General features: G+C 52.4%; 23 protein-coding genes and 1 pseudogene. All 24 read right to left on the bottom strand.

The window, feature by feature from the left end:
- Positions 1–198 precede the first annotated feature (198 nt).
- The gene (locus EYB31_RS12740) at positions 199–1017 is read right to left on the bottom strand and encodes a carbohydrate ABC transporter permease (protein WP_131013715.1); all 819 of its coding nucleotides are present in this window, start codon (positions 1015–1017) and stop codon (positions 199–201) included.
- Positions 1018–1030: 13 nt separating this feature from the next.
- Positions 1031–1957 carry a carbohydrate ABC transporter permease gene (locus EYB31_RS12735; protein WP_131013714.1) on the bottom strand — a complete coding sequence of 309 codons (927 nt, stop codon included), beginning with the start codon at positions 1955–1957 and terminating at the stop codon, positions 1031–1033.
- 99 nt (positions 1958–2056) lie between these two features.
- Positions 2057–3079, bottom strand: coding sequence for a Gfo/Idh/MocA family protein (locus tag EYB31_RS12730; RefSeq protein ID WP_165452383.1), 1023 nt, complete (start codon positions 3077–3079; stop codon positions 2057–2059).
- Entirely contained in the window at positions 3076–4077 is a 1002-nt protein-coding gene (locus EYB31_RS12725; RefSeq protein WP_131013712.1) for a sugar phosphate isomerase/epimerase family protein, read from the bottom strand. Before EYB31_RS12725 ends, EYB31_RS12730 begins: the two co-directional genes overlap by 4 nt.
- A 30-nt stretch (positions 4078–4107) precedes the next feature.
- Positions 4108–4863 carry an SDR family NAD(P)-dependent oxidoreductase gene (locus EYB31_RS12720; RefSeq protein WP_131013711.1) on the bottom strand — a complete coding sequence of 252 codons (756 nt, stop codon included), beginning with the start codon at positions 4861–4863 and terminating at the stop codon, positions 4108–4110.
- Between the two features lie 59 nt (positions 4864–4922).
- Complete coding sequence (locus tag EYB31_RS12715) at positions 4923–5483, bottom strand: hypothetical protein (RefSeq protein ID WP_131013710.1); 561 nt, start codon at positions 5481–5483, stop codon at positions 4923–4925.
- Positions 5484–5498: 15 nt separating this feature from the next.
- Positions 5499–6485: a fumarylacetoacetate hydrolase family protein gene (locus tag EYB31_RS12710; RefSeq protein WP_131013709.1), complete on the bottom strand. Its 987-nt coding sequence runs from the start codon at positions 6483–6485 to the stop codon at positions 5499–5501.
- A gap of 39 nt (positions 6486–6524) precedes the next feature.
- Positions 6525–6818, bottom strand: a complete 294-nt coding sequence (locus tag EYB31_RS12705; protein WP_131013708.1) for a putative quinol monooxygenase — start codon at positions 6816–6818, stop codon at positions 6525–6527.
- A 47-nt stretch (positions 6819–6865) separates the two neighbouring features.
- On the bottom strand, positions 6866–7594 hold the full coding sequence (locus EYB31_RS12700) for a cyclase family protein (RefSeq protein ID WP_131013707.1): 729 nt from the start codon (positions 7592–7594) through the stop codon (positions 6866–6868).
- Positions 7595–7654: 60 nt separating this feature from the next.
- Positions 7655–9061, bottom strand: coding sequence for an aldehyde dehydrogenase family protein (locus EYB31_RS12695; RefSeq protein WP_131013706.1), 1407 nt, complete (start codon positions 9059–9061; stop codon positions 7655–7657).
- Between the two features lie 348 nt (positions 9062–9409).
- Positions 9410–10780, bottom strand: coding sequence for an ABC transporter substrate-binding protein (locus EYB31_RS12690; RefSeq protein ID WP_131013705.1), 1371 nt, complete (start codon positions 10778–10780; stop codon positions 9410–9412).
- 45 nt (positions 10781–10825) lie between these two features.
- Positions 10826–12403 carry a response regulator gene (locus tag EYB31_RS12685; protein ID WP_131013704.1) on the bottom strand — a complete coding sequence of 526 codons (1578 nt, stop codon included), beginning with the start codon at positions 12401–12403 and terminating at the stop codon, positions 10826–10828.
- Entirely contained in the window at positions 12396–14162 is a 1767-nt protein-coding gene (locus EYB31_RS12680; protein ID WP_131013703.1) for a sensor histidine kinase, read from the bottom strand. Before EYB31_RS12680 ends, EYB31_RS12685 begins: the two co-directional genes overlap by 8 nt.
- Before the next feature lie 548 nt (positions 14163–14710).
- Positions 14711–14890, bottom strand: a pseudogene (locus EYB31_RS40900) (OsmC family protein); the annotation flags it as partial.
- Positions 14891–15066: 176 nt separating this feature from the next.
- Positions 15067–15957, bottom strand: a complete 891-nt coding sequence (locus EYB31_RS12670; RefSeq protein WP_240762375.1) for an alpha/beta fold hydrolase — start codon at positions 15955–15957, stop codon at positions 15067–15069.
- A gap of 238 nt (positions 15958–16195) precedes the next feature.
- Positions 16196–17155 carry an aminopeptidase gene (locus tag EYB31_RS12665; protein ID WP_131013702.1) on the bottom strand — a complete coding sequence of 320 codons (960 nt, stop codon included), beginning with the start codon at positions 17153–17155 and terminating at the stop codon, positions 16196–16198.
- Between the two features lie 16 nt (positions 17156–17171).
- The gene (locus tag EYB31_RS12660) at positions 17172–17843 is read right to left on the bottom strand and encodes an AroM family protein (protein WP_131013701.1); all 672 of its coding nucleotides are present in this window, start codon (positions 17841–17843) and stop codon (positions 17172–17174) included.
- 35 nt (positions 17844–17878) lie between these two features.
- A complete protein-coding gene (locus tag EYB31_RS12655; protein WP_131013700.1) occupies positions 17879–18826 on the bottom strand; it encodes a DUF1177 domain-containing protein in 948 nt (315 codons plus the stop codon).
- A 40-nt stretch (positions 18827–18866) separates the two neighbouring features.
- Positions 18867–19928, bottom strand: a complete 1062-nt coding sequence (locus EYB31_RS12650) for a DUF917 domain-containing protein (RefSeq protein WP_131013699.1) — start codon at positions 19926–19928, stop codon at positions 18867–18869.
- A gap of 10 nt (positions 19929–19938) precedes the next feature.
- Positions 19939–21528, bottom strand: coding sequence for an OPT/YSL family transporter (locus tag EYB31_RS12645; RefSeq protein ID WP_131013698.1), 1590 nt, complete (start codon positions 21526–21528; stop codon positions 19939–19941).
- A gap of 20 nt (positions 21529–21548) precedes the next feature.
- On the bottom strand, positions 21549–22469 hold the full coding sequence (locus tag EYB31_RS12640) for a DMT family transporter (protein WP_131013697.1): 921 nt from the start codon (positions 22467–22469) through the stop codon (positions 21549–21551).
- An 8-nt stretch (positions 22470–22477) separates the two neighbouring features.
- Complete coding sequence (locus tag EYB31_RS12635) at positions 22478–23122, bottom strand: aspartate/glutamate racemase family protein (protein WP_131013696.1); 645 nt, start codon at positions 23120–23122, stop codon at positions 22478–22480.
- A gap of 145 nt (positions 23123–23267) precedes the next feature.
- The gene (locus EYB31_RS12630; protein WP_131013695.1) at positions 23268–24821 is read right to left on the bottom strand and encodes a PucR family transcriptional regulator; all 1554 of its coding nucleotides are present in this window, start codon (positions 24819–24821) and stop codon (positions 23268–23270) included.
- 135 nt (positions 24822–24956) lie between these two features.
- A complete protein-coding gene (locus EYB31_RS12625) occupies positions 24957–25454 on the bottom strand; it encodes a DinB family protein (RefSeq protein WP_131013694.1) in 498 nt (165 codons plus the stop codon).
- Between the last annotated feature and the right edge of the window lie 213 nt (positions 25455–25667).

Below are 25667 nucleotides of genomic sequence, written 5' to 3'. Positions count from 1 at the left end.
AACTGCTTGACGGCGGGCGGATCGTCTTTAAGCCGATCCCGCAATTACAATCACATCATGACACGTCCTCACGGGCGCCCGCCTGCCGTTCCCCCTCTAAAGCGTTTCCAAGCGATTATGCCAGGGCCGGGCAAAAAGCGTTAGCCGCCCTTTCCGCCCCGATCACTTGTGAACCACTTCCAGTCACAGTATCTCTTGTCATTTCATTCCGCTCATTTGAATGGACTGAATAAAATACCTTTGAAAAAAAACGAACAATACGATGATCGGCAGCAGCGCCATGAAAGATGCCGCCATTATGGCCGACCAGTCGGCGGTATATTGCCCGTTCAGGTTCGCCAGGCCGATGGTGAGCACGTATTTTTTGGGGGAGGTGGTGACGACGAGCGGCCACAGGAAATTGTTCCACGACTTTACCAGCACGAAGACGGCAAGTGTGCTCAAAATCGGCTTCGACAGCGGGAGAATCATCGTCGTAAAAGTGCGGACAATACCCGAACCGTCGATTTTAGCCGCGTCATCCAGCTCTTTGGGGATTCCCAGCAAATATTGACGGAGCATAAACACGCCGAAAGCGTTGCCGAACATCTGAGGTACGATGATCGCCTTATACGTATCGAGCCAGGACAGCTGCTTCATGATGAGATATTGAGGAATCATCGTGACGATTTCGGGAATCATCAAACTCCCGATAAAGATCAGGAAAATGGTTTCGCGTCCCGGATAGTTCAAACGCGAAAAGCTGTACGCCGCCATCGACGAAAAGAGCAACTGCCCGACCAGAATCACCAGCGTGACGAACACTGTGTTCCAAATAAAATGACCAAACGGCATCTCCTGCCACACACGGCTGAAATTGTCCAGCGTAAACGGCTTGGGTATCCATTCCGGCGGATAGTTGAAGGTCTGCTTCTGTGGCTTAAACGACGTACCGATCATCCAGAGGAAAGGGACTGCGACGATGACCGTCATGAACATAAGGACCAGATACGTCAATGCCGAAGTAATTTTTTTCATGTCGTCTCGTCTCCTAATAGGTGTCTTTCTCTCGGAATAAACGGAGCTGGACTATCGTGAGCAGCATCAGCAGAATAAACAGGATGACACACAATCCGGACGCATAGCCCATCTGCAGGGAGTTGAACGCCTTCTCGTAAATCAGGTAATAATATACACGCGAAACGTCTCCGGGTCCCCCGTGCGTAGTGGCATAAACGATGTCGAAAACCTGGAAGGAACCGATAATCGACGTAATCAGCAGGAACAGGATCGTCGGTTTAAGCAGCGGCAGCGTAATGTGCCGGAACGCCTTCCACCTTACTGCGCCGTCCAATTCGGCTGCTTCGTAATACATGGACGGGATGCTTTGCAGGCCGACCAGAAACAGAATCGTCGCAAAACCAAAATGCTGCCACACATCGATCAGCGCGATCGATTGAAGCGTATTGCCCGGCGTGAAAAACGTGATCCCCGGCAGGCCAATCAGCTTCAGATAATAGTTGAGCAGACCAGTCATCGGATCCATAATCCATCGCCACACCGTTGCAACGGCGATTGGCATCGCAATCCAGGGGAGAATGATCGGAATCCGGAACGCCTTGATGCCGGGAAGCGAACGGTTCAAACAAATCGCCAGCAGAAGCGCGATGATGAGCTTAGGCGTCTGACTGTAAAATACGTACTGGATCGTCACCCATAAGCCGTGCCAGAAGTCATGGCTGGTGAAAATTTGCGTGTAATTCTGAAACCCCAGAAAAATCGGGGCGCGGATCAAGTCCCAACTGAAGAAGCTGAGCGCGAACACGGCAACGGTTGGAATCAAAGAAAACAAGATAAAAGCACCGAGGGTAGGGAGAAGAAAGAGATAACCGAAGACGGTTTCTTCTTTGATTTTTCTTTTTCTCATCTTGTTACGCACCGCCAGCGGTTTATCGTTTTCCGCAAAGATAGCTGCCATTTACGTTATTCCTCCTTTCCCGGTCAATAGAGCGGATTGCGGCGCAACCCCTTTGAAGTCGAATACAGCTTGCGCCGTTAACCGCTATGAGAATGTTATTTAGGTGATGTCCACAGCTTGGCCGGATTCGATAGAATCGTAACAGGCCAAAGCGGTTTCAAGCGTGTTCAGATTTTCCCGGCCGGTAACCGGAGGTTTGCGCCCGCCCGCAACCGCTTGGAAGAAGGCATCGAGTGGGCGGGTGAATGGCGCGTTTGTGTTCGCCGAGTACAATTCTTTCGGGAATGTCTGGAGCGGATAATGGCCTCCGCCGCCGACGACGTAAACGTTCAGGCTGTACAGCTGCTTGCGGTTGATCTCCATCGTGCCCGAGGTGCATTGGATGACGGCGGTGGCGCCCCAGTTGGCCTGAAACCCGTGGCATTCGCCGGAAGCGACGATCGTCCCGACCGCCCCCCGCGAGAAATGAAGCGTCAGGGAACCCCAGGTTTCGCCGGAGGTCTGTGCTGCCTCCGAGCGGCCGGCGGCGGCGTATACTTTCACTACGTCGTCATTAAACAGGAAGCGCAGCAGATCGATGTAATGATACGCCTGCTCGATAATCAGCATCCGCTGGCTTTGCGTGCGATATGCGCCGCCGTTCCAGTTAAAGAAGCCTTCCATGGTGCCGAAGAACGGTCGCCCCAGCTTGTTGTTGATCAGATAGTTATGCGCCTCCACATACTCGGGCCGAAAGCGGTAGTTCTGCATGATCCCCAGCACCACCCCGCACTCTTCCGCGGTCTCGACGGCCCTGCGGGCTTTTTGCAGATCGGAATCAAGCGGCTTCTCGCATAGCACATGTTTGCCGGCGCGGGCGGACTGCTCGATCAGATCGGCGTGCGTGCTCGGCGGGGTGCAGATGTCGACAACGTCTACGGCCGGATCGGCAAGCAGCTTCTCTACACTGTCGTACATGGTGCCGATGTTAAAATCGTTACTATAACGCTGGCGCAGCTCCGGACTGATCTCGGCGGCCGCTACCAGGCGGGCGGCTTCATGGTTTTGCTTATAATAATCGTTGATGTGTCCGCGTGAAATGCCGCCGCAGCCGATCAATCCGACTCCTAATGGCTTCTTCATATTGTGGCCTCCTGTAAAATTCGTTTCAGATTGGCGGTGCCAATGCAGATTCTCTCGTCCGCTTGGTCTGCCCATGGGATTTGCTCCAACTGTTCCGTCAGCGGAATTTCTCCGCTTGCGATACGTTCTTTGCTTTTGCCGGCCTGCGCCACCAGCCAGTCGATCTCGTCAGGCGCCGCATCCGGGTAACTGCGCTGCCAGCCGTCCTTGAAGATATCCAGATGAAAAACGCCTTCATGGTCTTCAATCGATAAAGTCAGATCCGGATGCAGCGGCTTCAGAACGGCGAGAATTTCAGCCGCCGGCAGGATGCCCGTACCGACAGGCCGGCAGTTGACGGTGATGCCGCTTTCGGATAATTCGGTGATGCAATCTTTAAAATGAGTCGCAATGACGTGCGGCGCCAAACGGCGCGTTGCGGCCAACGGGTCTTCGAGCACGATCGGGAAGTTGCCGGTGTCCAGACAAACCTTGGCAACATCGTCTTCGCCGATTTGTTCCAGAATGCGCAGCAGCTCGAACGAAGTGACGTCGGCGTGCGTCTCGAATGCCAGGATGACGCCGAGTTCGCGCGCGAGCGGCGCCAAATGTTTTGCCAAAATGACTGAGCCTTGCATTTGCGCCTGCCATTCGGTCCCTCTGCGCAGCCGGTCACCGGGGCCGCCGGCGAATGTGCGAATCACCTTCGCGCCGGTGGCGGCAGCGGCTTCCAGCAATTTGCGCTGCCCGTTCATGAAATCGCCCTGCCCCGCTTGAAGCGCTTTCGGTGAGGGCCGCAATATATTTAAACCGGGGATGCCCATTTCCAAATACAGGCCGCGACGCTTAGCCTCGGCCGCGATTTCGCGGAGCTCCCCATGGTCAAGCGTTTTGCTGAGCGACAGCGCATCGGCAAACTGAATACCCTCCAAACCGTGGCGTTCGACCAAATCCAGCTTGTCGTATGCCGGGGTATCCATATGGTGAACGCTCCATTCGTCCAAGCCAATTCTCATCATCGAATCTCTCCATTTTCCGTCAAATTTGCCTTATTGGATGATATGGCCGCCGTCTACCACAAGCAACGAGCCTGTCACGAAACCGGCGTCCGGCAACAGCAGGTATAACACCGCCGAAGCCACGTCGGACGGCTGACCGAGTCTTTTGATCAGATAGCTTTCGCGCATCGATTCCATCACTTCGGCGTTGCCGGCGAGGCCGGCCGTCATCCCGGTATAAATAAAGCCGGGGCAAACCGCATTGACGCGAATGTTGTGCGGCGCGAGGTCGACGGCCATGGCGCGCGTCAAGCCGGCGATGGCCGCTTTGCTCGTAACGTAGCCTGCGACGCCCGCCAGGGCGATAAACGATAAGTCGGAAGCGGTGCCGACAATCGCGCCCCCGCCGCTTTTGCTCATGGCGCGGGCAGTGTGCTTGGCGACGAGCATCTGGCCTTTCACATTGATGCCCAGCGTCTCGTCAATGGTCTTCTCGTCGATCTCCAGAATCGATGCGTCGTGAGGATGCAAGATACCGGCGTGATTGTGCAGAAGGTCGACCTGCCCCCATTCGCGTACAACTTGGGCCACCATCTCGGAAACCTCGGTTTCGTTAACCACATCGGCCTGAATGGCCAGCGCGCGGTCCGTATCGCCGATGAGTGCCGCCGTTTCCTGCGCCTTGTGCAAATATTTATCCACCACAGCGACCTTGGCGCCTTCCTTCGCCAGCAGCTCGGCGGAAGCGCGGCCAATGCCTGAACCGCCGCCGGTGACGATGGCGATTTTGCAGTCCAATTTCCCCATATGTTTCACCTCCGATAAATCTAACGGTTTCCGTCTGCGTTACAAACAGAGTTGTCTGCCTACAGCGGTCGTCCGGAATCGTCGAGATCCGGCAAAATCGCCCAGTCTCCTGCAAAGTCCTTCATGATATAATCGACGTTGCCGCCGGAAGCACTCTGGCGATGTCCGCTCAGCGCCATGTAGAAGCTGACAGCCATTCCTTTTTCTCTCGGCCAGGGGCCGCAATGCCAAACATTCGGCTTCAGCACGAACACATCGCCCTTCCGGATGAGGAAGCAGTGGATTTCATCCGGTTGAGGAATGTCCTCCGGGTCGTCGGGATTTTTGCACAAACCGAACGGCACGTAGAAGTCGCCTTCGCTTACCATCCAGAGCTCCTCCGTAAACAGATGGCGGTCGAACCGGTTCCGCGGCTTACTCCAGGGAGTGTCGGAGCCCGGCTCATACAGGTACGACAGATCCACCACTGTACCGTCGGCGATGTTGAAGCTGCCGTACGCCGGGGCGAACAGGCTTTTCTCGGACGTCATTTGCGGCGGCTTGGCCATGCGGGCCACCGTCTCGAATAACGGATCGTCCGTCGTCCGGATTTTCAGCTTGTGAATGTTCAATTCTCTCATGTTAACCTCCGCTTTCTATCGGTTAGAAATTACTTTATTTCGCAGTGTGCCCAATCCCTCCACCGTCAGTTCGATCACGTCGCCGGCCTTGAGCAGCTTGCCGAGCTCCTTACCGGATCCGTTGCCGACAGTGCCCGTCCCGAACACTTCGCCGGGGACCAGTTCCTCATCCCGCGAGGCATGAGCGATCATGTCTTCGAATTTCCAATGGATTGTCCGCGTATTCGTCCGGCAAATTTCCTTTCCGTTGACCCGTGCCGTCATCGTCAGGTTGTACACGTCCGAAATCTCATCTGCAGTTACCAGATAGGGCCCCAGCACATGCCCGCGCTGAAAGTCTTTGCCTTTCGCCGGACCGAGGCCAACCGTCATTTCGCGTTCCTGAATCGAGCGGGCGCTGAAATCGTTGTAAATCATATAACCGTAGATGTGCTTGAATGCGTCCTCCGGCCGGATGTCGGCTCCGCCAACCCCGATGACAAACGCCATCTCGAACTCATAATCGAGCTCCTGTTCGTAGGAAGGAATGCGAATGTCGTCTCCGTCCCCGCCCGTACTGCCTGGGTTGCCTTTGTAGTAAACCGGCAGGTTGTACCATTCCGGCGGAATGGAGCGCCCCAGCTTCGGATAAATATTTTGCAGGTGCTCCTCGAAGGCCATAAAGTCTCTCAGCAGCGGCGGTCGCGGAATCGGGGAGCGGATCGCCACCGCGCCTTGAGAGAACATGCACATCTCCCCGTCCGGCACAGTGGCTTCGAGCGCCCAGTCGAACGCTTTGCGCGCCGCTTCAAGCGAGCCGCCTCCCCCTTCGATGAAGAGCAGCATATCCGGGGGAACCAGCGCCCCGCTGATCCGGTCCGCCGCCGATTTCGTCATCCCCGACCGAACGAGCATGAGCCGGTAAGCCACCGTCAAATCGACGATCCGTCCATCGGGCGTCAAGGCGCCGATGCGGGACAACTTGCCCGGAATGCCTGGAATTTCAAATGTGACCAGTCGCATAGACTTCCTCCTCTGGCTGCGCCATGCGGCGGCAGCCGTTTACTCGAGCACCAGTTCCAGAACTTCACGTTCGCGTTTTTCCAGCAGCGGAACGACCTTGCCTTCGATGATTTCCTTGAAAAAAGGCGTTTCCCGATGCGCTTCCAGCGCCATCTGATCGGTGTATGCTTCGTAGAGCACCAGCATATTTTCCTGACCGTCCGGACGGTGGACTTTGTATACTTTACAACCCGGCTCCTCGGCTCTGACTTTTTTGCCCATTTCGCTAAGATGCTCCAGCACGGTTTCGGTTTGCCCGGGTTTGACGGTGTAACGCGCGATCAATACTTTCATGTTCAATTCCTCCTTGTAGGTTAAAATTCAATGCCTTGCGCCCCGCCTTATTCTTCGATAATCGCAACGGCCCTTACGGGAGCGGCGGTTGTCCCTTTCCACTTGATCGGGAACACGGAGAGCTTAAAGCCGTAAGACCTTCCGATTTGATCGAGATTCATCATATTTTCCAGATGGTAGTATTCGTGGGTGTTCATGACCAGATGAGCTTGCCAAAATTTTCGGGTCTCAAACATCGTCTTGACCGGCGCGTCGAACGTCGGGGCGTCGATGCCAAACACCTTTACACCTTGCTCGATCAAATAAACGGTCGCTTCCGCCGTCATGCCGCAGTGTTCGGTGAAGTAGGCGTCCGTCTCGTTTTTGCCGCCGTCGCCGTCTCCGGTATGGATGAGCACGATATCGAGCGGCTTGATGGTGTACTGTATTTTGGCCAAAGCCTCCTTGATGTCGTCCACTGTGATGAAGTGACCTGCCGGTTTATCCCGAAAGTCGAGTATGACCCCGTCACCGAAACAATATTCCAGCGGAATGCCCTCCGGGCCCGGGGCGTCCTTCACAATGTGTTTCATTGCATCCATATGCGTACCCACGTGGTCGCCTTGCGTAATGACATAAGTCGCGGTCAGCGATTTCGCCCCGTATTGGGCTGCCCCGATACGGGCGGCAAATTCTTCCCAAGTCTCGTAAAGCGCAGTCACCGGCCGCACCACGCGGGGAAACACTTTCATGTCGTCATGAACGGTCATGCTCAAATCGATAATACGTTGGGCCATTTTTGCCATTCCTCCGTTTTTGTCAAGGTTCGTGCCGAGGCTACTTGCCGCGCTCTCGTGTTATTGATGGATAACGATCAGTTTTACTTCGGTCATTTCCTGGATCGCGTAACGCGGTCCTTCCTTTCCGATGCCACTTTCCTTTACGCCGCCATAAGGCATTTCATCACTGCGGAATGCGGATGTCTGGTTGACCATCAACCCGCCGACGTGGATTTCGTTGGCGCATCGGATCATGACTTCCAGCGACTTCGTGAACAAGCCGCCCTGCAGGCCATATTTGGAATTATTAACCATGGCGATCGCCTCATCCAGCGTGCGGTACGTATTGACGACCACGATCGGCGCAAACGCTTCTTCCACGCATAACTTCAGATGAGTCGGTACGTCCGCCAAAACCGCAGGCTGAATCATTACACCGTCGCGGGTTCCGCCGCACAGCAGCTTGGCCCCGTGATCGACGGCTTCCTGAATCCAATCCATCGTCCGCTCGGCATCCGCCGTGCTGATCATCGGGCCGACTTCGGTCGCCGGATCCGAAGGATCCCCGACGCGCAGCGACTTCGTGACCTCGACCAGCTTCGTTAAGAAGCGCACCTTCACATCCTCATGCACCATGATCCGCTGAACCGAAATGCACACCTGTCCGGCATTGTTGAAAGCCGTTCGGCCACACCGTTCCGCTGCATATTCGATATCAGCGTCGTGATGGACGACTGTCGCGCTGTTGGAGCCAAGCTCAAGCGCGCAGGGCCTGAGGCCAATTGCTTCTTTCAGGTGTTTTCCGACGCGCGGACTGCCCGTGAAGCTGTAAAAGGAAAATCCTTGCTCCTCCAGCAGCCACTCCCCGACGGTCGATCCGCTGCCGATCACCAGGTGACCGTAACCTTCCGGCAGTCCCGCCTCCTGCATCAGCTTCAGCAGGCGTATCGCGATGAGCGGCGTCGTTGTAGCCGGCTTCAGCACGAAGGCATTGCCCGCCGCCACCGCCGGCGCCACCTTATGTGCGACCAGATTGATCGGAAAGTTAAAAGGCGAGATGGCGCACACGACGCCGATCGGCTTGCGCAAAGTAAACGCCAGCTTCGCAACCGGGTCCGCAGAAGAAAGCGGCACCATTTCGCCGGCGATGCGTTTCGCCTCCTCAGCCGATATCTGAAAAGTGCGGGCTGCCCGGCCGACTTCAATTTTTGCTTCGTTAACAGGCTTTCCCGCCTCTGTTGCGATCGTCAAAGCCAATTCATCCTGATTCTTCATAATCAGCTCGGAGGTGCGGGACAATATCCGGTATCTTTCTTCCGAGGACAACGGCTGCTCCTTCATTGCCCGCTGGGATGAGGCAACCGCTTGCCGGATCTGCTCGCGGGAGGCAACCGAGACTTGGCCGATTTCCTCGCCATTGAATTTGTTATAAACCTTGATTTGTTCTTCCGTTTCGATCCACGTTCCGTCAATCAGCAAACTCACTTGCGTTTCACCTCTTTCAAGCCAGGCTGTTTCTGCCTTTTTTGTAATTACAGTTTGATTGTAGCGGCCGACCAACCCGAACGGAGGATTAAAAAATTGCTTATTGGTTTAAAAATTTGAGCGGCTGCCTGAATTGAAGGCTGGAAATTTCGTGGCAAGGTTCAATCAGGCCGTTACGGTACGCAAATGATCGGGGTCGACCGAAAGGGGGCGGCGCTACAAGGTTATCCGTATTACAAGAAATAAGCAGCATCCGCCTTTTTGCGGATGCTGCTTATTGATGTTCGGGACAGTGTTCCTTTGTTCAACCATTCGTTGTTTGTTGCTTGTACGCTCCGCCATCGAGAACTACTGGTTCGCGGCGACGTCTCCCTCCTGCTTGAGCCGGTCCAGCGCGGTACGGGGATCGATATCGCCCGAGAGCATCAGGCCTGTGTATTTGACAAACACCTGGTACCATTCTCCGTAGTTTTTGGCGCCCGGCGAGACGACGGTCGCCCCGTTGTAGCCGTCGACAAACAATTGGGCGTCGATACCGATCTTCCGATACGTTTCCAAAAACCTCGAGATCGCATCCTCATAGGCCGGAAATACGATGCCGGATTCAGCCAAAATATTTTGGGCTTTGGGCCCTGCCATGAATTTTACCAGCTGCCAAGCTTCTTCGGGATGTTTCGTGCCTGAATAGATAAGATCTCCTAAACCTGCCACCAATGTAAATGTACCTGCGGGGCCCTTCGGCAAAGAACCGACGGCCCAATCGAAGCCTGCTTTGTCCTTCAGCGGCTTCATCATCCATTGCCCGTTCATCCAAACGGCGGTCTGCCCCGAAAGAAACTTGTTTTCGGAACCGCCTGTATGAATATCCTGAAAATTCGGCATCACATGGTATTTGAATACGAGGTCGTAGACGAATTGATATGTTTCCCTCAGTTTGTCATCCAACGCTAGCCTGCCGTCCTTCATAAACGTGCCGCCATTGGAGGCAATAAGGCCGATCAGCTGTCCGGGATCGACCTGATCCTTGTCGATAAAATTGAAGCCGTATTGGACGATATGATCAGCGTCGAAACCGGATTCGTCAGGATGTCTCCCCTCCTTGTCCAGCGTCAGCCGCTGCAGGAATCGGACGAACGATCCGCCGTCCACCGGGTTCCATTCCAGTCCTTCGGGATAGCTGTCGAAGCCGGCCTTCATCAGCAGGTCGCGGTTATAGATAATGCCCATCGCACCGAAGCTTTGTGGAATCGCATATTGTTTTCCATCCGACGCATATGCCTGCAGCATCGACGAGTTATACTTGCTCAAATCAACATGGTCCCGCTTCATATAATTTGTCAAATCCAAAACCGCCGCCTTGTCAATAAATCCGGGGAAGCGGGGAAAATAACCCCAATACAGATCCGGTGCCTTGCCGCCGGCAATTTCGGTCATCAGCTTATCCCAGTAATTGCCCCACGGCACCACCTGCAGATCCACTTTGATCCCCGGATACTCCTTATTGAACTCCGCAAACATCTTTTGGTAAGAAGCGCTGTAGTCGCTGTTCCAGATCAAGTAACGGAGCGTAACGGTCTTCCTGTCGGCGGCAGCGAAGGGCTCCGATGACGAAGCGGAATCCGGCTTTTTCACGATACCTGAAAAGCTGCACCCTGCCAGCAAAAGCAGTAACATTATCCAAAGAAACAATACGGTCAGTCGTAACGGTAACGGGCTCATATCTGCTTCCTCCCCTCATCTAATTCCGGCCATTGATAACAATTGTTATTCGTACGTGTATTGGCTTTCCTTGTATTCGCTCGGCGTCATGCCGCAATATTTCTTGAACACCTGACTGAAATATTTGCCGTCGGTAAAGCCGACCAGATAGGCGGTTTCCTGGCTGGTGAGCCAATACTTCTTGCAAAGCAGCTCTTTCGCTTGCTCGATACGGACCATAGAGCGGTAATCATTGAAGTTCGTCCCCGCTTCTTTCTTAAACATTCGGCTGAGATGGCTGACGCTCAGGTGGAATTCATTCGCGACATCCTGCAGGCTCAAATCGGGATTGGCGTAATGGTCCTGAATATAAGCCAGAATTTTGTCCATCAAAGGCAAAGTGATGAACTGTCTCTTATTGGCAATGGTCAGGCACAAGTTGAGGATTAGCTCCCGAAGTCCCAAGGCCAGATTGTCGAAGAAAGCGTGCTGCTTCAATTCGCTCAAGTTCGGTATCGCAAGGTCAAGCTCCCAAAATTTCGCGATGCTCGAAAGGTTCATTACAATCTCCAAGCAAATACTGTAGACGTGATCCACATCCCGGTTTATTCGGAGCTGCGCGCATACTGCGTCGAACTCCTGAAGAGCCCGGTCTTCATAGCCTTCGTTTACGGCGTCGTACATTCTCTCGTCCACCCGGACAACAACCCGCTCCGTGGATGCAAGCCCGGTTTCGGCAAATTCCAGCGACCAGAATAAATGGTGTTCCAGACTTGACAGCGCTGTCAGATAAGATGTGTTTAACTCGTCGAGCCGGTTGACGAAATGACCCATGCCGGCAAACACGCGCTGCTTAAAAAAAGACGTCGCCTGCGCGATCCCTTCTCCGGTCGCCTCGATCACCCGCTTCTGAGCGATAACGCTTGGTATCGACGAATCAAACAGGATGGCTGCCGTGCACTTGCCGGCAATCCACTGGATAACCGCACGACAACGGTACTTTTCGTAAATCTCGTATAATATGTTGGATAGAGCGAACTGATGCAGCGTCTTGTAATTTTGGTGCTGCTCCCAAACGGCAAGCATTTCGAAAACAACGACTTGTCCTTTCTGGAACGAGATACCGAACTCTTTAAGCCTGTTGTGCAAGGAGTCGGCTTCATGTTTGTTGTTGAGCATTAAATCCATAAGAATTCCGGCTTCCGCGAGCGGATTGACCTGGCTTAGCTTCTTCTCCATTTCTTCCGTATTGCGGCTTGTTTCCCGCCTCCGGTTCAAGTGCTGGAACCCTTTACGGAGCGTTTTTTTGAGTTCCTCCTTGTCGACCGGCTTCAGTAAATAATCGAACACTTGTTGACGCAATGCCTGACGGGCATAATCGAACTCGTTGAAGCCGCTCAATACGATCGTAAGCGCATCCGGATGATTCCGCTTCACGTGTTCCGCAAGTTCAAGGCCGGACAATCCCGGCATCTTCACGTCGGTCAGAACGATATCCGGTTGCTCGCGGTCAATAAGCTCCTTTCCTTCCAAACCATTCAGTGCGGTGCCGCAAACGACGCAGCCCCAGTCCTTCCAAGGAAACCTTTCGGCCAATCCGCGCAAAACCAGCGGTTCATCATCGACGATCACAACTTTAAACATGAAAATTCCCTCCTAGTTCAGGTTGAATAGGGAGTTGCACCTCTACGATCGTGCCTATGTTGGGAGAACTTTGTACGTTCAGGCCGTAAGGGTCGCCGTAGAGCATTTTGATCCGGTTATGGACATTTAAAAAACCGGTGCCCGCACCGATTTTCTTCTCTTTTTCCGTCCGGTCGGGATTAAAAAGCTCGCTTAAGGTTTTCTCATCCATGCCGATTCCGTTATCCTGTATCCGAAAATGAATCATGCCCCCCTCGGCCCATCCTTTAATCAAGAGGTCTCCTTTGCCGATTTTGTTCTCGAGCCCGTGGATAAATGCGTTCTCCACCAGCGGCTGTAAAATAAAGCGGGGAATCAAATGCCCGTAAATGCCTCCTTCGACGAAGACCTTGACGTCCACTTTATCCGCGAACCGGGTATTTTGGATTTTCAGGTAGGCGTCGATGTACACCAGTTCGTCCCGGACGGTAATCATATCGCTTTTATGATCGATACTCGCCTTGAGAAGCCGGCCAAGTGAGATCGTGATCATCTCTACCTTGTCCCGTTCATCGAATTCCGCGAGGTAGCGGATCGTCTCCAGCGTATTGTATATAAAATGCGGATTGATTTGCGCCTTGAGCGCTTTGTATTCCGCTTCCTTTCGGCTGAGCTCCTTCAGGTACACCTCGGAAATGAGGTAGTCGATTTTGTCCATCATCCTGTTGAAGCTTCTACCAAGTCGGCCAAACTCGTCGTTCTGGCGGATGTTAACACGAAGATTGAAATTTTCTTGATCCACGAGTTTCATTGCCCGTGTGAGCTCACCCAATGGCCGCATCAGATGCAGAAAACTGATCCATGTTATCAGGCTGCCCGCCAACACGCCGACAATACCGATACCGACAATCCATTTGCCAATCAGCCGCGTTTCCGAGGCCACCTGACTCAGCGGAACGATTGAAATCGTTTTCCATAACGAGAATTGAGACACTTTCGTCACCATCATGGCTTGTCCCAAAGGTACGATGTCAATTATACCGGATTTGCCTTGGAGCGCTGTTTCTTTCGCCAGTACTTCTTTAAAGTTCACCCCAGATACGGAAACCGCCTGATTTTGCAGCATCAACTGGCCGTTTTCGTTCACGATTAACGTATAACGCTTAATCGCGGTATTGATGATTTCGTCCAAGTAGCTAATCTGAACCGAAACCGTCATGTAACCAATGATCTTAAGACTCTTGTGGTCGCGGATCGCCCGGTGGATATAGAGCTTGCTGCCCTCCACTTTCCAATGAATGTTTCCTTCGCTGTTGTAGCGTTGTGTATCCAACTCCAGGTAAACGTTATCAAAATCATGCGAGTGCAGCACGCTGGCCCTGTATTTTTGCGTATCGTAAATAAAAATATTTTCGATCTTGTCGGTGGCAAGGATGCTGTTGGAGATCAGCCGCTGCTCCAAGTCGAAGTTTAACAACTGCTCGTCCAGCCGGTTCGTGTAGGGCTTTTTCAAAATCGACTGCAGCACGTCGTCCATCGTCAAGGCATTCATAAACCAGTCGTAGTTGGAGATGACCATATCAAGTCGTTCGCTGATATAGCCGACCTCCTGCGTATTTTCGTTTAATGCGGCATTCATCTGCAATGGGATGCTCACATTGTAGATGACGACCTCGATCAGGACCACGATACTGATCAGGATCACCATCATGAGAACGATCATTTTCCTTTTAAAACTGAGCGATGAAGCTAGAGAAGCAATTCGGTTTCCCAATTTCATGATGGTTATGCCTCCTTTCCCCAAACCCTGCTAACCGCTCTATTATCCTGGATTTCCCCGATCGGACGTTACAACCTGCAATCGCTTTCCATGTTAGCAAAGACAAGCGGTCTTCTCGATCGCTCTCGGGAAGACGACATGTAGTGTGAAGTCGGACGTTACAACCTGCAATCGCTTTCCATGTTAGCAAAGACAAGCGGTCTTCTCGATCGCTCTCGGGAAGACGACATGTAGTGTGAAGCAGGAGGCAGTTATTGGACTATATCCCTGATTATTCAAGTTAGACCTCTTTCCACATTCTCCTTTAATTCTACATAATGTGCAATTATCTGACAACAAAATTTAAACCCCTTGTTGAAAATGCAGAAGGGGTTTTCTCGTTAATTAGTATTTTTTTCCAAACTTTCGTCTAACTTCCCCATTCCCCTCCCAGTAATTCCTGTTCAAATACAGCCGCGAATGATTGTGACAAAACTCGCTGGCAAGATAATTCCCTTCCTCCACTGCACTCTGCTCTTTCCGAGGTCAAAGAAGCCTTGATTTAAGTAAGCTACAATCGACTGGCACGCCCCTAATGAATCAAGCAGCGCTTCGACTGGATTCATTACGGTATCGGTCCCTCCCAAGCTTTTCGGCTCATCTATTGTAAACTCGAAATTTCTGGAACGAACTTTGATTACCACACCTTCTTGCAGGTGTGCTGTCGTTTTAAATGTAGTAATCGCTATGATACTCACTCCTTCATTTATATTAAGTATAGTAAAATTATACTAATAATTCCGATAGAATTAATGATGTTTCCTACAAACATCCAAATCAAATAGGCTCCCCATCGGTTCATCGGCAGCCTACTTTTGTCGGTTATTGTATTAACTTTACCCGTAATCTCAAATATCGTTTCCGATTAGTCCCGGCCCGCTTCGTAAAGCTTCTGCGCTACATAGGCCGGCCTTGTGCGTGAATCCGTCATGTGGTCCCCGTCACCGACAATCAGGCGGAACAGGCCAAGCCGTGTGGACATATGCGGATTCCAGCCGAACCCCTCTCCTTGCGGCAAAACGTTATCTTGGTAGAAATAAACATAACTTTTGGGTGTAGGCAATGCGAAGAACACTTTAAGATCCAGCTTCTCAAACAGCGGTTTGGCCGGTTCCGGTGTGACGACTGCATACATCCGGTTGGCTAACTCCAAGGTGGCCGTATTGACAAACAGATCCCGGAACAGCGGAAACGGGAGCATGATCGTATCGTCCTTCGAGGCGGCTCTGAGCTGCTCGAAACCTTGCCTCGTTAGAGGCGTAACCTCATCGGCAAGCGATTCGCCGTCTTTCAGTACAAATGCATCCCAGAATATAAGCCGTTTGATGTGGTCCGCTACCTGTTCGGCAACTTTCTGAATGACCGTCCCGCCGAAGCTGTGCCCTACCAGAACGATATTACCCAAGTTCAGCTTTGTGATAAAATCGACCACGGACTTCGTGATCATCTCATGTGTCACATTTTTGTTCGGATCTTTGCCGTGACCGGCATATTCCGGTGTATGGACGGAGTGCCCGTTCTTGCGCAGCGCGGCCGCTATGCCGTCCCAGAAATGAGCATCGGCCCAGGAACCATGCACAAGTACGAAGTTCAGACGTTGCTGGGCAGGCCTGCGGTAGCTTTCGTCCGTCTCCAGGGTGCTATAATCCCCCCAGTGCCATCCGCCACTGGGATATGCCGAGTCATCATACGCGGCCGGGATAAACCGGTAATCGGAATAGATAGGCTGATAAAACTCCGGGCGATAAGCAAACAATGTAAAACATCCTCTCCAATTGACATATATCAGCTTATGCCCAATAAGTTGGAGAAGTTCGCGTACCCCTTCCTCCCAACGATGCTTGAGACGGGATATACAGCCCCGCATGCTGCGGAGGTTTAACAAAATATAGGACAGCAAAACCATCGCCAGATGAATGACGATGGTTTTCTAAAACCGCTGTTATGGATTGTTAGAGTCTTCAATGAACCGGCACATGAATCCGGCAAATTGCTTATGGCACCTCGACGAGTTTTCCGTGTTCCATAATCAATACATCGTCAAGGAAAACATTCGGACGGGTGACAACCCCATCGATATGCACGCCGGCCGAGATCGTGCCGCCAAACGTATTGTTGCTGCCAAATGCCACATGGATCGTGCCGTATACTTTTTCGTCCTCAAGCACCACGCCGGTAATTCTCGCTTTATCGTTGGTGCCGATGCCGAATTCGCCAAGCAACCTGCCGTCTCCGTCGCCCAAAATGTGCAGCAGCTGTTGCGCTTCCTGGCCTTCGCTTTCGGCGCGGACGATACGTCCCTGCTCAAGAGTCAGCAGGACCGGAGCGGACAATTTGCCGATGCCGGCGATCGAGCCGTCAATGCGAATTTGTCCTTCGGCGCTGCCTTCTACAGGAGCAATGTACGCTTCGCCGGAAGGCAAGTTCCCGGATTCTCCGGGGTTCACGTATACGCCCGTGCTTGGAATGCCCTGCCGCTCTTCAATGGAAAAGGCCAGAACATAACCGTCCTTCTCAATCCGCACCTTGCCGGCCTTCGTTAGAAGGTCCGTCACCTCGTATGTCAACTGCTTGACCTGGGCATAGTCGGCGGCGATTGCGCCTTCCAGAAACATATCTTCCGTAATGCCCGGCATCGTGGCCAGCCGCGCTCCTGCTTTGGCGGCATTTTTGCGCGCTTGTGTATGCGTCAGCGAATGCTGCGTGATACATAAGACGACATCGGCATTCGCCATCGCGACGGATATCGCCGCCGGCGGTTCCTCACCCGATTTCAAGCGCTCCTTCATCACGACCATCATCGCTTCGGCGCCAAGCTGCTTGCCCGCTTCGTATACCGCTTCCGCGAGTTCTTTTTTCGTATCGTCCGTCACAATGAGAAACGATTCTTGTTCTCGGAGCCCCAGGCAATTCCGGAGCACATTTTTACTGATTTCGGTAAGCTGCGGGTTCATTTCTTGTTACCTCCGGTCAAATCATTTCGGATACCAGCTTGGCCATGATCGCGTTAGACAGCACCACGGGAAGCCCGGTTGCTTCCGCCATCCGCCTTCTGGCTTGCTCCGTGTAACCCATGCAATCCAGCAATATGAGATCGGCGTTATCTTTCAGCTCGTCGGCCGCTTTACGGAAATTCGCTTCGTCGTTTTTATACGGAGAAGCAACGGCAAAAACGGGATCAAGTCCGTACGGCTCGTATTTGGAGCGCAGCGATTCCTTCTGCTCTTCGAGCGGCACCAGAACCCCTAACCGGCGGGAGCCGACCATCGCCTTAATCGCAGGCGGAATAATATGGTCCGGCTCGATCAAATACGAAGTGCCGCTGCGAAGCCCTGGAAAAACGCCGGTGCACAACAATAAAATTTGCTTGATGCCTTGCGCTTCCAGCGCTTCGATTTTCCCCTGGAGCAGCGGCTGTATTTTGCGGCGGGCCATGACAACCGACTCTCCGCTTGTCAGCCGGGACGTCAGTACATAATCATCTTTTTCCGGCTGCAGGTGCTGTTCAATATATGCTTTGGTTAGCCCGTCCAAAACGCCGGACTGCACAAGCTCGGCGCGGTCCTCCAAATATTTCTCAACGATCGGCGCTACGTCGTCGCGAGGCGCTTGACCTATAGTTATCATGCCCAAACGTTCCATATATTCCCCAGCCTCCCATCTCCAAAATGGTGCGATTATGCGCGGACGACGTTTTCCCCGCCGGTTTGCAGTATTTTCATCGAGCCGTACAACTTGATGATACGCGCGAACTCCTCTTTATCGTAAAACGAACAGGTTCCGTTTGTAAACTCTTTGGCCACTTCAACGGAAAAACGAACGGCTGTGGCGATGTCGGTTTCATGGCTGGCGCCTGTACCGCAGCCCGGCACAACCGATTGTGCAGTAACGGCAACTCCGACCACCGGCACATCCGTAGCCACGCTAGGTTGCAATATGGAATTGATATGATACAAATCATTGCCGTAAGGAGTAATATCCTGCATTGTGATCGGGAAGGTCACGGCAAATTGGCCTGTCGCCATCTCCATAATCCGTATCAGATCATCGCTGATCCGCAAAATGTAGCCCTCTTTGACGGTCGGCGAAATGGCGATGCCTTTATGGTTAATGACGCGGTTCCCTTTGGTCGTATCGATGGAAAGGATCGCTTCCATCTCAGGGGTAACCTCATGCTGATTCATTGTCAAAATATCGACCGGCGAGTCCATAAAATCAACCGGCTCGTGCGGGCGCGTCGGGGCGTCCGGACAAATGTGGGTGCTGACGATGACGTCGCCTTTTAACGAGTCTCCCTTGGTCTGCATATCGGCCAGCTTAAGCGCGGATGCAACGGCTGCTACGGCTCCGTCGGCATCGGAGACAAGTCCGATCCGGCTTGGACGCGCGCCAATCCCGCCAAGACGTCCGATGATGCCGAAGGTCGGAGCGTCGCCGCCTTTAAGTTTGCCGTTTGTTCCCGGAATAACGATTTTTATAAAGTCCGTGCTGCCTTTTTCGCCGGTTACTTTTGTTACGGTAACGGAAACAGCGGGATAAACGTCAAACAATGCCTTTACTTTCGCCCCGCTTACGAAACCGTCGTCCATAACATCCATTGCCACTAATGTTTGTTTCAATGCCATCGCCAAACACTCCTATCCGTTTCTCTATGCTGATTTGGAATTAAACTAAAAAGGGAATAATCGATTTGCAGATGATTTCTTCCACCGGCTTTAACAACTTCTCGTTTCTCATGGTGCTGCTGAGCAGCAGCTTATCCTTCGGTACGGTAATAACGGCAAGCTGCTGTCCTTTCTCGACCGCCGCGGTGACGATCGGTTTTGCCGTCTTGGCATCCAGCGTCATAATCAGGTCCGGGAACGTGCCGAGCCGCTCCCCGTCCTTCTCCAGCGTCATATATTCGTTCCAGAACGTCATTTCGTACTTATGGTCGATTTGCACCGTACCGACATCAAATCCACCGGTTGTCTCCAGTTGGAAATCCGTTACGATCCCGGCTGTCACCAGCTTGCCGCCAAGCTCGGAGACAACCGAATCAATGGCGGCTTCCCCTTGGCGGGAGAGCAGCGCCCGGCCGATTTCAATCGCTTGCGAGATCGCTCCCGCCGCGCCATGCTGCCGCGCATAAGCGACAGTAACCGGGTTGCGCGCCACAGCGACCAGTCCGCCCGCTTCGACGGATGCCTTGCGAATCATTGAGGCGGCTTTCTCCAGCGTCCCCGATACGCTTAATTCGATATAATGTTCGCCTTTGCCGCCCGCGGCCGCTTGATGGGAAATATAGTTGTCCAGCTCGGTCAAATTAAGCGAACCCATAGCTCCGGTCGGATGAGCCCGTCCGTTGCATGCCAGATCGACAACCGGCAGGCCGGTAACCGCAGCCTGGAACCAGCCGTTGACCGTTGTTCCCGCTCCGTTTTCGTTGGTATTCAGCGCTTTAACCGGCCGGCCGATTTTTTGCGACAGCATGTCCAGCGCTCTGGCGTAATGAATCGGCTTGACGTATTGGTCCTTTGCGGCGGGAGCGCCGACCATCGACACGGTGACGAGCAGATCCTCATCGTCAAATTCGTCGATCGTCAGCAGCTCGGGCTGGCCGACTTCAAGCGCCAAGCGGCCGATTTTCAGCCCCTCCTCGATCCAGCCGCCACCGCCGCCGCCGAGCACGGCGCCGCCGTAAACCGCATATTCCACCATTTTTTCGTCCAATTTGATTTTTGACATGGAGCTAACCTCACTTTCTGAACTTGAATATCGAGTTAAAGAAGCTGTAAAGCGCATCCCCCGCAATGAATCCCGCGGCCATAATGCTCATCGGCGTTTCGGCTTCTTTTTTCCAAATCTTCAATACGATCAACCGGATCGCGATCCCCGCGAGTACGGCCCAACAAGCATTAGGCGTTAAAATCAGCAGGCCAGTGGCGAACAATACGCCGATTTGGCGGCTTGGACCACCAATGAACTGTAGAAGCGCCCCTGGAATCGCCCAGAGCAGCAGCTGCAGCATAATATCGGGAGAAGCGCCTGCTTTGATCGTCGAAACATACACTTTGTCGATCGGCGGCACCAAATTTTGCGCGAAGTATCCTTTGTAAGATACGAGAACCGTAAGCAGCGCCACGCCAAATGCGATCATGCCTGTAATGTACTGCTGCTTTCTGCCCTGCAGCTCCAGCTCCTTGTTTTCACCGTTGCCGCGCAAAATATGGCCTGTTTTCAAGTCATAACCCATATCTGCGAAAGCCGGGCCCGTCGCCGCGCTAAATCCGGCAAGCAAAGCAAGAGCTACCGGCGGGAAACCGATCAAGATACCGAAGAGCAGCGTAATAAACGCTACGGCAAAAGCGGGAAACCAGCCGGAATGCATCGCTGCGATCCCAACGATCAGCTCGTGGACAAAAGCGGCGAAAGCGGCGAACACCATAAAGCCGATCAGCATGCCAAGCGACATGTGGGTAATGAGTCCGCCTATGATGGCAATGATCAGCGCAATAATAAGATAAGCGACAAAACCAAACCCAAGCGCACGTTTCGCCTCATTGATCGGGCGGGTCAGCTTGTCCTCGGAATCGGCTTCCTTCGATTGCTGCTCGTTTTTGTGTTTGCTGAAAATCAGGATCGAGACCTGGATCAATGCGACGATACCCGCGCCGATCATTACGCCGTGTGCGATATACAGCTGATTGACGTCGATATTAAACCATGGGACGGAATACTGGCGGATCATAAGACCGATGCCAAACATCGTCAGGGCCCAGATGTTGCCGATAAACGCTACGCCAAAAGCGGACATCGAGATGTGAAAATACGATCCGATCAGTCCGATGGCCGTACCGATTCCCAGGAAACCGGCTCTTTTACCGCCTTTATCCCCTGCCAATATCGATTCGGCGGTAGCAACGCCGGGAGCCCAAGTTCCCGATGCCGGGAACAGCTTGGAGTCGAAAATTTTGTACAAAATCGCTGCATCCACGAACATCGCAAGTGCGGCGCCGATCAGCATCGGCACGATCAGGTCCGGAGTCCCCATGGCAAACGGAATGCCGATAGGAATTAACAAGCTGTTCGCCGCTCCGAACGTGGCCGACGAAATCGATGTCTGAACGAGATTTTGACGGTGGACCGATTTATATTTTTTGAAAATGGCAATGGGAATTCGGGCAATCAGCATCGCTACAAGCGCGCCGATAATCGCCGTATTCGGAGTGACCCCCAGCGTGGTCACGATTTGCATACCGATAATGGCGCCGATCACGGCGGTAACGATATTCAAAATGAGCGCAAACGGCTCAAAAATACTCGGATGTTTTTTTTCTTTTTCCATAATCTTGTCCCCCGATTCGTTTAAGCTTGGATTTTGCGGTTTGCAGGTGGTTCCGGCCGGGTCATGTGTTTTCGCTTATGCATCGTTCCGAGAAGAACGCCGACAAATACAAACAATACCCCTACAATTTGTTTATTAGTTACAATATGTCCTAAAAGCAAGAAATCAAGCAGGATGGTCATCATCGGCTGCAAATTAAGCACGATAGCGGCTTGGGCGGCCCCCACCGCTGCCATTCCTTTGTTCCACATGACATTGGTCAGCCCTTGAGCGACAAGTATGGAGATAATTGCGAGTGCCCAGATTGAGAAGGAGTGATGCCACTGCATCTTGGAAAAAAAGACGATAAACGGATCATACAACAAGCAGCTGACGGCAAAGCTGTACGCCGTAACTTGAAAAGGCGTCAGCCGTCTTGAAAGCATGCGGACAAAAATCAGGTTGCAAGAAAACGTAAACGTAGCGCCCAGTATCAGCCAATCTCCGAGCTGCAGCTTAAATTCCGTCATGTTGAGCGCCTGGTACAGACCGGCCATTGCGATGAGACAACCCGCTATCATACGCCAGGTGATCGTTTCTTTAAGAAACAGGGCGGCCAGACCGGCTGTCATCAAAGGCGACAACGTAAATAATAAGGAAGCGTTGGTTGCCGACGTGCGCTGCAGGCCTTGATACAAAAAAATCTGGTTGGCGATCAGGCCAACGACAGCTGACAGCAACAGCAACAGCAGCTCTTTTCGCGTAACGGAAACAAGCGATTTGGTCATGAAGGATCCGGCAATAAAGATGCAGGAAACAACCGTGAGGCTGAGCGCTGAAAGGAAAAAGGGAGAAAATTCCTGCAGCAGAATTTGTCTGACGATATAATTCAGCGCCCAAATAAAGACCGATGCCAGGAGAAGCAGATAGGATACGCCAAAGGAACGTTTGGATTCAGTCAACCGAATATTCACCGCTTAAGCTGCTTGTATAAGTTCGAAGCAATCAGCCCTTCCGCTTCCACCGCATCAATAACTGGAATATTCAGTTCTGTCCGAAGTACGTCGGCGAGACCGATGGTGGAAAAACCCGTGCAAGCAAATACAATCACTTCTATTCCCTGCTCCATTAACGTTTTGGCCGCTTGGATCGCTTGCTGGCGGCCTGCCGGCGTCATTAAATCGGTTGTGTTGGCAACTCCTTCCGGCTGGATGTATCTGACGAACAAATCTCCCAAAATATCGTGCATGACCTTCGGCAGCGTCTCCGTAATGCCCATAACCCCCACAGGTTTACCGATCATGCGGGCCATATAGGATGCCGCGCTGCCGGCGCCGATAACGGGAACGGATACATGCTTGCGGAGCAAGTCCACGGCCGGATCTGCGGCACAGCTGACGACGATGACGCTGCAGCCGTCCTGCTCCATACGTTGGCCAAGCGCTACAATTTTGGGATTGGCGAGTTGTTCGGTCTCGTCATTGTGAATCCCAAACGGTTGATCGGGGATGCATTCATTGTTCACCGGAACCGCATACAATTCCGAGATGATGCGACCATGCTCGTTAAGAACTTCTAAATTGGCTGTTGTTAATACACGAATTAACCCGATCATTTGTACTCATTCCCTTCTTGGTTTGCATTGCTTACTTATGATGAGTGAATAAATAAATTGTAAAGGTTCACGGAACGTTCACACAATGTACTGGCCCGCCAAAACTAAAGATGCCCTATTGTGCTCGCAGCACAATAGGGCATCATCAATCTTCTTTTTTCAACAAATAAAACGCCGTACATAAATAATAAACGAAACGGTTTAGCGGATTATCGAAATCTTTACCGACAATTTCCTTGATCCGGTCCATCCGGTACTTCACGGAGTTGCGATGGACGTAAAGCAGCCGGGCCGTCTCCATTAGACTTCCCCCTGTCGCCAAATAATAATACAAGGTCGATACGAGATTTGTTCCGTTTTGTTTGTCATACAGGGACAATTTGCCTATTTTCTTATCCATCAGTTCATCGAAGGAAACATGCTCGGAGGCATCCAGCAATAACTGGAACATCTCCACATCGTTAAAGGTGAAAACGGTTTTGTTGCGGTCGAGGTGGGAACCGATGATTATCGCTTTGCGCGCTTCAATGTAACTGCGGTGCACTTCCCATAACGAGCATTTACTTCCGAAGCCTGTGCGCAATCCGCTCCACTTGGCAAGCAGGGGTGCCAGAAGTTGCGGCCATTCCTTGATATCCTCTTGGCCGGCGGGCAGTTTCTTGGGCGGATCCGTTGAAGATCCGGTCGCAAGCAGCAGTATGAGCCGTTCGCCTAACCGCTGCACATGCGATCGCACGCGGACTTTCCGTTGCTCCGAATGACGCTGAATCAAAGCCTGCAATTCCGTTAAAAATGACGATTGCTCTTCGAAGTGTGACGGTTCGCCTTCGATCATCCCGACCTCCCATATCCACCCCGGCAGCAGCCCCAGTTTCCGGCCTTTATCATCCACCTCTTGTCTGGACAGCGGCAATCCCATCAACAGCTCTTCAAAAAAACTGCCTCTCAGCTTGACTTCGGTATCGAGGGCTATCTTTCTTCTCATCAGCTCCAAGGAAAATACGAGCCGCGCTTGCTCGACGCATACTTGTTCGAACTCATCCAGCTGCTCTTTCCCAACGATCAGCTTGCCGACAAACTGCTTTTCGACCGTTACATCCCAATGACGTGTTTTCATGGAGGCTGTGATCTGCGTATCCTGCGGAGAAGAAACAAGCACGTCGCCTGTATTGCTGATCACCCAGACCGGGCATTGAATCAGCTCGGCTACGTTGTCGGCCATGACTTGCAGTCCGCTATTATTCAGGACCAGATTCGTCAGCGCTTTGTATACTTCCTCAGAACGTCTCAATAAAGCCGCTTGCCGATCCAAAATCTGTTCCATCATATTGTAAGTGATATCAATATAAGGAATGCCGGGCGGAATTTGAATGAGGGGAATGTGGTGCAAATTGCTTTTATCTATAACTTCCTGCGGAATTTTCGTAATGAACCGTTCCGGTTTCACGGCAAGCGCCGCCGCATTCGCAAGATCCAGCTGTTCGACGACATCTTCCAGCAGACCCGGATCATGGCGTATCGAATAGCCGGTCGTCAAGATCAGCTCGCCTTCCCGCAGCCAGCCCTTGATATCCGGAACTTCCATAATATCGATATAACGCACGATACGGTCGAGCCCCTGTTCACCGCCGATAACCTTGGCATCCTTCAGAATAGGAAGCCGCAGCAGTTCCCTAACGGTTACACCTTCGAAATTCATCCTTGCTCCCTCCATTCTCATGGGGCTCCTTTCTATATATTGTAACTTGTTTCCCGCCGGCATACGCCTCCGGGCAAAATAAAAACCCGCGATTTATGCGGGTTGGAACCGGGGTATTTCTCCTTTTTTACAGCTTCATTGGCTTTCCTCGTCAGCCGATGGACCATAAGCGCCCGGCACCGGAATATCGAGAAGCCGCAAATAAACTCCAAGCTGCGCGCGGTGGTGGACCATGTGGCTTAAACCGAAGGTACGCAGCGCGATCGCCCGCGGTTGGCGCATGATGAAATGGTCGCCGCTTCGCAACACCCATTCCTCACCAAGCGTTTTTTCATCGCAATCCGCCAGCAGCCGCTCAAACTTGACAACGTTGGCGTCGAATTCCTCCAACACGTCTTCACGTCTTTCCAAAGCTTGCCGCCGAAGCGGTACGGTGGAAAGATCGAATTCCGGATAAAGCAGAATGGCGATTTGCCAATTCAGCAGGTTAGTCAGGTGTGTGGACAGTTCACCCACTGACATCGATTTTACGTGCGGTTTCCACATCATTTGCTCGTTGGGCAAGCGTTCCAGCATACGGCGCGTGGTAGCCAGCTCATGCATGGCGTCGCCGACGATCAGTTGTTTTACCATGTATTCGCTCTCCTCCTTTATACGGCTAGCATACTATAAACCAAGTCGGGTGGAAAGACTTGTCTTGGTCCTTCTGCTTCCGACGACTTATTGCACATGCCAAGAGCTCTTACCACAAACGAATATTTTAATATTTCCTTATAGATTGTCTGGTCGTAAATTAATAATTCCGATGTAATCTTAAGTCATATGGTCATGACGAGGAGGGGTTGC

Origin of the sequence: Paenibacillus thalictri, assembly GCF_004307995.1 — a bacterium.
In the GTDB taxonomy this organism is placed as follows: domain Bacteria; phylum Bacillota; class Bacilli; order Paenibacillales; family NBRC-103111; genus Paenibacillus_AF; species Paenibacillus_AF thalictri.
This window is presented reverse-complemented; position numbering and strand designations above follow the sequence as displayed.

What these genes read in the sequence shown, in the direction of transcription:
- EYB31_RS12740 (WP_131013715.1), bottom strand. Translation starts at nt 1,017, where the DNA reads ATGAAAAAAATTACTTCGGCATTGACGTATCTGGTCCTTATGTTCATG.
- EYB31_RS12735 (WP_131013714.1), bottom strand. Translation starts at nt 1,957, where the DNA reads ATGGCAGCTATCTTTGCGGAAAACGATAAACCGCTGGCGGTGCGTAAC.
- EYB31_RS12730 (WP_165452383.1), bottom strand. Translation starts at nt 3,079, where the DNA reads ATGAAGAAGCCATTAGGAGTCGGATTGATCGGCTGCGGCGGCATTTCA.
- EYB31_RS12725 (WP_131013712.1), bottom strand. Translation starts at nt 4,077, where the DNA reads ATGATGAGAATTGGCTTGGACGAATGGAGCGTTCACCATATGGATACC.
- EYB31_RS12720 (WP_131013711.1), bottom strand. Translation starts at nt 4,863, where the DNA reads ATGGGGAAATTGGACTGCAAAATCGCCATCGTCACCGGCGGCGGTTCA.
- EYB31_RS12715 (WP_131013710.1), bottom strand. Translation starts at nt 5,483, where the DNA reads ATGAGAGAATTGAACATTCACAAGCTGAAAATCCGGACGACGGACGAT.
- EYB31_RS12710 (WP_131013709.1), bottom strand. Translation starts at nt 6,485, where the DNA reads ATGCGACTGGTCACATTTGAAATTCCAGGCATTCCGGGCAAGTTGTCC.
- EYB31_RS12705 (WP_131013708.1), bottom strand. Translation starts at nt 6,818, where the DNA reads ATGAAAGTATTGATCGCGCGTTACACCGTCAAACCCGGGCAAACCGAA.
- EYB31_RS12700 (WP_131013707.1), bottom strand. Translation starts at nt 7,594, where the DNA reads ATGGCCCAACGTATTATCGATTTGAGCATGACCGTTCATGACGACATG.
- EYB31_RS12690 (WP_131013705.1), bottom strand. Translation starts at nt 10,780, where the DNA reads ATGAGCCCGTTACCGTTACGACTGACCGTATTGTTTCTTTGGATAATG.
- EYB31_RS12685 (WP_131013704.1), bottom strand. Translation starts at nt 12,403, where the DNA reads ATGTTTAAAGTTGTGATCGTCGATGATGAACCGCTGGTTTTGCGCGGA.
- EYB31_RS12680 (WP_131013703.1), bottom strand. Translation starts at nt 14,162, where the DNA reads ATGAAATTGGGAAACCGAATTGCTTCTCTAGCTTCATCGCTCAGTTTT.
- EYB31_RS12665 (WP_131013702.1), bottom strand. Translation starts at nt 17,155, where the DNA reads ATGAACCCGCAGCTTACCGAAATCAGTAAAAATGTGCTCCGGAATTGC.
- EYB31_RS12660 (WP_131013701.1), bottom strand. Translation starts at nt 17,843, where the DNA reads ATGGAACGTTTGGGCATGATAACTATAGGTCAAGCGCCTCGCGACGAC.
- EYB31_RS12655 (WP_131013700.1), bottom strand. Translation starts at nt 18,826, where the DNA reads ATGGCATTGAAACAAACATTAGTGGCAATGGATGTTATGGACGACGGT.
- EYB31_RS12650 (WP_131013699.1), bottom strand. Translation starts at nt 19,928, where the DNA reads ATGTCAAAAATCAAATTGGACGAAAAAATGGTGGAATATGCGGTTTAC.
- EYB31_RS12645 (WP_131013698.1), bottom strand. Translation starts at nt 21,528, where the DNA reads ATGGAAAAAGAAAAAAAACATCCGAGTATTTTTGAGCCGTTTGCGCTC.
- EYB31_RS12635 (WP_131013696.1), bottom strand. Translation starts at nt 23,122, where the DNA reads ATGATCGGGTTAATTCGTGTATTAACAACAGCCAATTTAGAAGTTCTT.
- EYB31_RS12630 (WP_131013695.1), bottom strand. Translation starts at nt 24,821, where the DNA reads ATGAATTTCGAAGGTGTAACCGTTAGGGAACTGCTGCGGCTTCCTATT.
- EYB31_RS12625 (WP_131013694.1), bottom strand. Translation starts at nt 25,454, where the DNA reads ATGGTAAAACAACTGATCGTCGGCGACGCCATGCATGAGCTGGCTACC.